The 6,262-nt window shown below is 71.6% G+C and carries 6 protein-coding genes; 2 read left to right on the top strand and 4 right to left on the bottom strand.

The genetic code is table 11. The features are described 5' to 3' along the window. Positions 1-130: 130 nt before the first annotated feature. From ACTWQJ_RS12390 to ACTWQJ_RS12375, 4 genes are all read right to left on the bottom strand, one after another. A complete protein-coding gene (locus tag ACTWQJ_RS12390; protein ID WP_443306681.1) occupies positions 131-1,594 on the bottom strand; it encodes a glycosyltransferase in 1,464 nt (487 codons plus the stop codon). A 14-nt stretch (positions 1,595-1,608) separates the two neighbouring features. Next, positions 1,609-3,237, bottom strand: a complete 1,629-nt coding sequence (locus ACTWQJ_RS12385) for a sensor histidine kinase (protein WP_443306680.1) — start codon at positions 3,235-3,237, stop codon at positions 1,609-1,611. After that, the gene (locus ACTWQJ_RS12380) at positions 3,234-3,974 is read right to left on the bottom strand and encodes a response regulator transcription factor (protein WP_385510561.1); all 741 of its coding nucleotides are present in this window, start codon (positions 3,972-3,974) and stop codon (positions 3,234-3,236) included. The genes ACTWQJ_RS12385 and ACTWQJ_RS12380 overlap by 4 nt, the downstream gene beginning before the upstream one ends. A 210-nt stretch (positions 3,975-4,184) precedes the next feature. Further along, the gene (locus ACTWQJ_RS12375; RefSeq protein WP_443306679.1) at positions 4,185-5,078 is read right to left on the bottom strand and encodes a DUF2797 domain-containing protein; all 894 of its coding nucleotides are present in this window, start codon (positions 5,076-5,078) and stop codon (positions 4,185-4,187) included. Between the two features lie 172 nt (positions 5,079-5,250). On the opposite strand from ACTWQJ_RS12375, the gene ACTWQJ_RS12370 reads away from it, so the two are divergent. Continuing rightward, the gene (locus ACTWQJ_RS12370) at positions 5,251-5,658 is read left to right on the top strand and encodes a sortase-dependent protein (protein WP_443306678.1); all 408 of its coding nucleotides are present in this window, start codon (positions 5,251-5,253) and stop codon (positions 5,656-5,658) included. Beyond that, positions 5,655-6,257 (top strand): class F sortase, encoded by a 603-nt coding sequence (locus tag ACTWQJ_RS12365; RefSeq protein WP_443306677.1) that lies wholly within the window; start codon positions 5,655-5,657, stop codon positions 6,255-6,257. Before ACTWQJ_RS12370 ends, ACTWQJ_RS12365 begins: the two co-directional genes overlap by 4 nt. The last annotated feature ends 5 nt before the right edge of the window (positions 6,258-6,262 follow it).

The following is a 6,262-nucleotide window of genomic DNA, read 5'->3' as shown; positions in this document are numbered from 1 at the left end:
AACGCGGGGCGCACCCAGCGCGGGTCCTCTGGCCGACCGCGCCAGAGCCGTCGTACGAAGTTCTGCCCGGGTTCGTCGGGCGCGGGCGCCGTCGGTGTGTCGGCCGACGGAGCCGGCACGGTCGTTGTCGTCATCGGAAGTCCCTCGGGTCGGCGTCGTTCGGGCGCACCGGCTGCAGCTGCAGGGTGGCGTCCCGCCAGGTGGTGCGGTCCGCGGCGGAACCGGCGCGGAAGTGGTCTGTGCCGTACGGCTGTTGGGCCCCGGTCGGGCGGTGGGGCAGCGGCGGGTGCGGCTGGTGCGGGGTCTGCGAGTGGTACGGGGTGGGCGAGGCACCGGCCGTCGACGCCTCCTGCTCACGCCGGTCCGGGAAGACCCAGGCCCGGAAGAGCAGGAACCGCAGCACCGTCGCCGCGAGGTTGGCGGCGATCAGGACGGCGAGCTCCGTGGAGTGGCCGGGGTGGGAGGTCGCCGCGTTCAGGGCGGCGAGGGAGCCGCTGGTCAGGACCAGGCCGATACCGAAGACGACCAGGCCCTGCGCCTGGTGCTTGACGGCACCGCCGCGGCCGCGCACGCCGAAGGTCAGCCGCCGGTTGGCCGCGGTGTTGGCGATCGCGGAGACCAGCAGGGCGAGCGCGTTGGCGAGCTGCGAACCGGTGAAGCCGCGGAAGGCGGTGTAGAGCAGCAGGTAGAAGAGCGTGGACAGACCGCCGACGACACAGAAGCCGAGCAGCTGGCGGGCCAGTCCCTTGGGGACGTCGGGCAGCTCGCGGTCGCGCGGGTCGTCGCCGAAGGGGCGGGTGAGCCGGTCCAGCGGCAGCGAACCGGTGGCCAGCGCCTTGCCCACCCGCCACACGCCCTTGAGATCGTCGGTCGCCGTCTTCACGATGTGCACGGTCGAGTCGGGGTCGTCGACCCAGTCGACGGGCACCTCGTGGATCCGCAGGCCCGCACGCTCGGCGAGCACCAGCATCTCGGTGTCGAAGAACCAGCCGGTGTCCTCCACCAGCGGCAGCAGCACCTGGGCGACATCCCTGCGGATCGCCTTGAAGCCGCACTGCGCGTCCGAGAAGCGGGCCTGGAGCGAGCCGCGCAGGATGAGGTTGTACGAGCGGGAGATGAACTCCCGCTTCGCGCCGCGCACCACGCGTGAGGAGCGGGCCAGCCGGGAGCCGATCGCCAGGTCCGAGTGGCCGGAGATCAGCGGCGCCACCAGCGGCAGCAGCGCGTTGAGGTCGGTGGACAGGTCGACGTCCATGTACGCGAGGATCGGGGCGTCCGAGGCCGACCAGACGGTGCGCAGTGCGCGCCCGCGGCCCTTCTGCTCCAGCCGGAAGGACCGGACCTCCGGAAGCTGCGCCTCCAGCCGTGCCGATACCTGAGGTGTGGTGTCCGTCGACGCGTTGTCCGCGATCGTGATGCGGAACGGGTACGGGAAGGTGCGCGCGAGGTGCTGGTGCAGCCGCAGCACACACGGCTGGAGGTCCTTCTCCTCGTTGTAGACGGGAATCACTACGTCCAGGACAGGCGTACCGGCTGGTGCGGCCGGGAGGTGCTCCCGCGCCGGCAGGTTGCCGGGAGAAGAGTCGGTTCGCATGGGAACGACTCTTGTCAAGCCCCCTGTTGCACCCGTGTGGTGACGCTGTGCTGTGCCTGTGAGTGCGACTGCCAGTTCATTTCGGCGACCGGCTGGGGCGCCGACGCCGGCAGATGCACCGTGAACACGGTCCGTCCGGGCACGCTGTCCACGGTCACCGCACCACCGTGCGCGCTCGCCACCGCCTGCACGATGGCAAGGCCCAGACCGGTCGAACCGGTCGCCCGGGAGCGCGCCGTGTCACCGCGCGCGAACCGCTCGAAGACACGCGGCAGCAGCTCGGGCGGAATGCCCGGCCCGTCGTCCTGGACATCCACGCACAGCCACGTCCCGCGCCGCTGTACGCGCGCGGTGACGGTCGTACCCGGCGGCGTGTGGGTGCGGGCGTTGGCGAGCAGGTTGACGAGCACCTGTTGCAGCCGGGCGGCGTCCGCCGACACGAGTGCGGGTTCGTCGGGCAGGTCGAGCCGCCAGATGTGGTCCGGGCCCGCGACACGCGCGTCGCTGATGGTGTCCACGACGAGCGGTACGAGGTCGGTCTGCTCGAACTGCAGCGGACGGCCGGCGTCGAGGCGGGCGAGCAGGAGCAGGTCCTCGACGAGGAGGGTCATCCGGCCGGCCTCGGACTCGATACGGCCGAGCGCGTGCCGGGTGTCGGGGCCGACCTGTTCCCTTCCGCGTCTGGTGAGTTCGGCGTACCCGCGGATGGATGCCAGCGGCGTCCGCAGCTCATGACTGGCGTCCGCGACGAACTGCCGTACCCGCGTCTCGCTCTGCTGCCGTGCGTGCAGCGCGCCGTGCACATGGTCCAGCATCCGGTTGAGCGCGGCGCCCACCTGGCCGACCTCGGTGTGCGGGTCGGTCTCGGACTCCGACACCCGCTCGTCGAGGTTCACCTCGCCGCTGTGCAGGGGGAGTTCGGAGACCCGGGTGGCGGTGGCGGCGACCTTGCGCAAGGGGCGCAGGGCCACACCGACGATGGCGGCGCCGGCCAAGGAGGCCGCGATGAGGCCGGCGGCGGTGACGCTGACCTCGACGATGATCAGGGTGCTGACGGTGTTGGTGACGGTGTCGGTGGGCAGCGCGACAAAGGCATTGCCCTTGCCGCCGGTCATATACATGACGCGGTACTCGCCCAGGCCCGGGATGTCGACGGTGTGGATGCCGCTCGTGGACACGTCCGCGAGCACGGCCGTCTGTGCCGCGGTGAGCTCGACGGCCTTCAAGCCACCGCTCGTGGAGGACTCATCCTCGGCGACGACCGCCTTGGTGATCGTGCCGTCGCCACCCACGACGGCGACGACGGTGTCGACCTGCGTCGGACCCTTGGTGACGAAGTTGTCCAGCCGCTCGTCCACCGTCTCGGTCGTCAGCGATCCGCCCTGCGGGTCACCCGGCCCCCGGTCACCGCCGTCCGGCTGCAACACCCCGGCCGGAGGACCCGCCGCGCGCCGGGCAGCGTCGGTGACCTGCCCGTCCAGCTGCTCGTACAGATGCGAGCGCAGCGCCAGCGTCGTCACCGTGCCGATCACGGCGCAGACCACCGCGATGAGCGTCACCGCGGAGACGACGAGCCGCGTCCGCAGGGTGCGCGGCTGTCCCGCTCGCCGCCGCTGCGCACGCGACTGTCGTCGCCGGCTCATGACGCCGCGGGCTTGATCAGATAACCGGCCCCACGCCGGGTGTGAATCATCGGCTCGCGCCCGGCGTCGATCTTCCTGCGCAGGTACGAGATGTACAGCTCGACGACATTGGCCTGCCCGCCGAAGTCGTACGACCAGACCCGGTCGAGGATCTGAGCCTTGCTCAGCACACGCCGCGGATTGCGCATGAGGAAGCGCAGCAGCTCGAACTCGGTGGCGGTGAGGTGGATGTTCTCGCCGGCCCTGGTCACCTCGTGACTGTCCTCGTCGAGGGTGAGGTCACCGACGACGAGCATGGAGTCGGACCGCCGGTCGGCGGCACCGGACCGGCGTATCAGCCCGCGCAGCCGTGCGACGACCTCCTCGAGGGAGAACGGCTTGGTGACGTAGTCGTCGCCTCCGGCGGTGAGCCCGGCGATGCGGTCCTCGACAGCGTCCTTGGCGGTCAGGAACAGCACCGGCACGTCCGGCAGCTCCCGCCGAAGCCGCCCGAGAACGGTCAGCCCGTCCATGTCGGGCAGCATCATGTCGAGGACGACGGCATCGGGCCGGAACTCACGCGCGGCCTGGACGGCACCCTGGCCGTCCCCCGCGCTCCGGATCTGCCAGCCCTCGTAACGCAGGGCCATGGACAGCAGCTCGGTGATCGACAGCTCGTCGTCCACAACAAGCACCCGGACGGGGCTCCCGTCCGGCCTCAGCAGTTCGGTGCGCCCCTGGGGCGAGGTCGTGGTCATGCTGGACACCATGAAGGCGCGCTCTGAGAGCGCCCTTTCGACAACCTGTGATTTCCCTGAGAAACACACAGGCACCTCTCAGGAGGCTCCTGGGAACGCCGACGCGGGCGCGGGGAGGGGCCGTGGAACCACGGAGACCACGGAGACCGCTTGTGAGCGGATCACCACGAGCCAGCACAGTCCGCCTGCACCATCACAGGTCCGCCCGCATCAGAACAACCCGTCCTGCAACCCTCCCCCTCCCCCTCCCTTGAGCTCCCGCACCGGCACGGACGTCTCCCCGCCCGCGCCCCCGTCGCCGACCGGAACCAGCTCCCACCCGGTCATGAGCCGCGTATCCAGAACGACGACGCCCCTCCCTCCGGTCGCCAGATGCAGATCAGGCCCGGCGGCAGCCACCAGCTCCCCACTCACCACCCCACCGGCGACGAGCTCGCTCACTTCCCCGACCGCGCGCGGCGCCCCCTCCAGCCCGAACGCCCGCACATGATCCACCGCCCGGAACGGCTCCCGCGCCAGCGACTCCGGCCACCCACCGAGCGTCACCGCCCGCCCGTGCAGCTCTTCGATCTCCGCCGCCCGCTCCGCCTCCGTCCCCGGCAGCACGGCCCGTACCGCCCGCTTCTCGGCGTACGGAATCCGGTCCGGCACCCGCAGCGCGGCCCGCAACAGCTCCTCGGCCCGCCGCGCCGCCATCAACGGCCCGGCACCGAGCCAGCTGAAGCAGACCGCCCCCTGCTCCAGCAACCGGGCCGACCCCCGCTCGACGGCAGTGATCCCCACCTTCACCATCCCTGGCCCGAACCACGCGAGATACACGTGATACGGCCGCGGATCGTCGGGAACCGCATCGGCCGCCACGGAGTGCGCCCGATCCAACCGCGCACACTCCTCGCACCGCGCCCCTGTACTCCGCCCCGGCACGCCGGCCCTCCCCGGACACGCATGCCCCCGCGCACCCACACACGTCCGCACACCTCCTTCCACGATCCCGAAGGCCACCCGTTTCCCCCAGGTCAGCGCACTCGCGCGTCCCCCACTCCACACCAACTCGGGCCCACCGGCCGCCCACCGCAGCCCCGAGCACCTCCACATCTGTGCCATTGCCTCCGAGCGTAGGGGCAGCCACTGACAATGCCCCTGTTACGCCCCCTGACCAGCCGAGTAACCGCTTTGCCAGCTCTTTACAACCTGCTCCACCGCCGCCTCGTCTCTCCGCTCGATCCGTCACTCAGCCCGCCGCATCCCAGGCGGCCCGACGATTGAGAGCGATTCAATGCGCCGAACTGTCCTCAACGCCATGGCACTTGCGTGCACCGCGGTACTGGCCGGCACCGCACCCGCGTTCGCCGACGGACCGTCCCCGGTCCCCACGGCCCACCCGACCGCCACCGCCGCCCCGGCCCCGGCCCCCAGCGCCGAACCGACCCGCCCGCCGTCCACCGCCGTCCCGACCCCGAGCGCCGAACCGACCCGCCCCCCGGCCGCCACCGAACCGACCCCGGCACCGGCCGAGAGTCAGGTCGCTGTCGTACCGAGCGGCGCACCCGACACCGGAGTGACGGCAGCCTCCTCGCAGTCCGGGACCGATGGCGGGGTGATCGGCGGCGCCGCTGCCGCGGTGCTCGGCGTCGGCGGCGCCGCGTTCTTCGTCGTACGCCGCCGACGGGCGACCTGGGCATGACCCCGCTCTCCAGGCGCGCGTTCGTCACCGCCGCGACGGCCTCGCTGCTCGTCGGCTGCGGCGGCCACGGCGGCAGCCGGGCCTCGACCGCAAGCCCCCGGAGCTCGCAGCGGCCCACCGTGAAGTCTGCGCAGGCACTGGGGCGTTCGGCCCCGGTCAGGCTGCGGATCCCGGCCATCGGCGTCGACACCCCGGTGATGCGTCTGGGGTTGGCGCCGGACGGCACTGTGCAGGTGCCCCCCATCACGGCGGACGACCGGGCGGGCTGGTACCGGCACTCGCCGACACCGGGTCAGATCGGCCCGTCGGTCATCCTCGGCCATGTCACGGTCGGCCCCTACGGGGACGGGGTCTTCCGTCACCTCGCACGCCTGCACCGGGGCGACCGGATCGTCGCGCGTCTGGAGAACGGCACGGCGGCGGTGTTCACCATCAGCACCGTACGGACGGTGGCCAAGGCGAACTTCCCGGCCGACGACGTCTACGGGAACGTAAACCGTCCGGAACTACGTCTGATCACGTGCGGCGGCCCCCGTACCGGCGACGAGTACCGCGACAACGTGATCGCCTTCGCCACGCTGAGCGCCACGACTTCCTGAGCACG

Origin of the sequence: Streptomyces sp. KR55 (assembly GCF_052245645.1) — a bacterium.
Taxonomy (GTDB): Bacteria; Actinomycetota; Actinomycetes; order Streptomycetales; family Streptomycetaceae; genus Streptomyces; species Streptomyces flavusporus.
This window is presented reverse-complemented; position numbering and strand designations above follow the sequence as displayed.

What these genes read in the sequence shown, in the direction of transcription:
- ACTWQJ_RS12370 (WP_443306678.1), top strand. Translation starts at nt 5,251, where the DNA reads ATGCGCCGAACTGTCCTCAACGCCATGGCACTTGCGTGCACCGCGGTA.
- ACTWQJ_RS12380 (WP_385510561.1), bottom strand. Translation starts at nt 3,974, where the DNA reads ATGACCACGACCTCGCCCCAGGGGCGCACCGAACTGCTGAGGCCGGAC.
- ACTWQJ_RS12365 (WP_443306677.1), top strand. Translation starts at nt 5,655, where the DNA reads ATGACCCCGCTCTCCAGGCGCGCGTTCGTCACCGCCGCGACGGCCTCG.
- ACTWQJ_RS12375 (WP_443306679.1), bottom strand. Translation starts at nt 5,078, where the DNA reads ATGGCACAGATGTGGAGGTGCTCGGGGCTGCGGTGGGCGGCCGGTGGG.
- ACTWQJ_RS12390 (WP_443306681.1), bottom strand. Translation starts at nt 1,594, where the DNA reads ATGCGAACCGACTCTTCTCCCGGCAACCTGCCGGCGCGGGAGCACCTC.
- ACTWQJ_RS12385 (WP_443306680.1), bottom strand. Translation starts at nt 3,237, where the DNA reads ATGAGCCGGCGACGACAGTCGCGTGCGCAGCGGCGGCGAGCGGGACAG.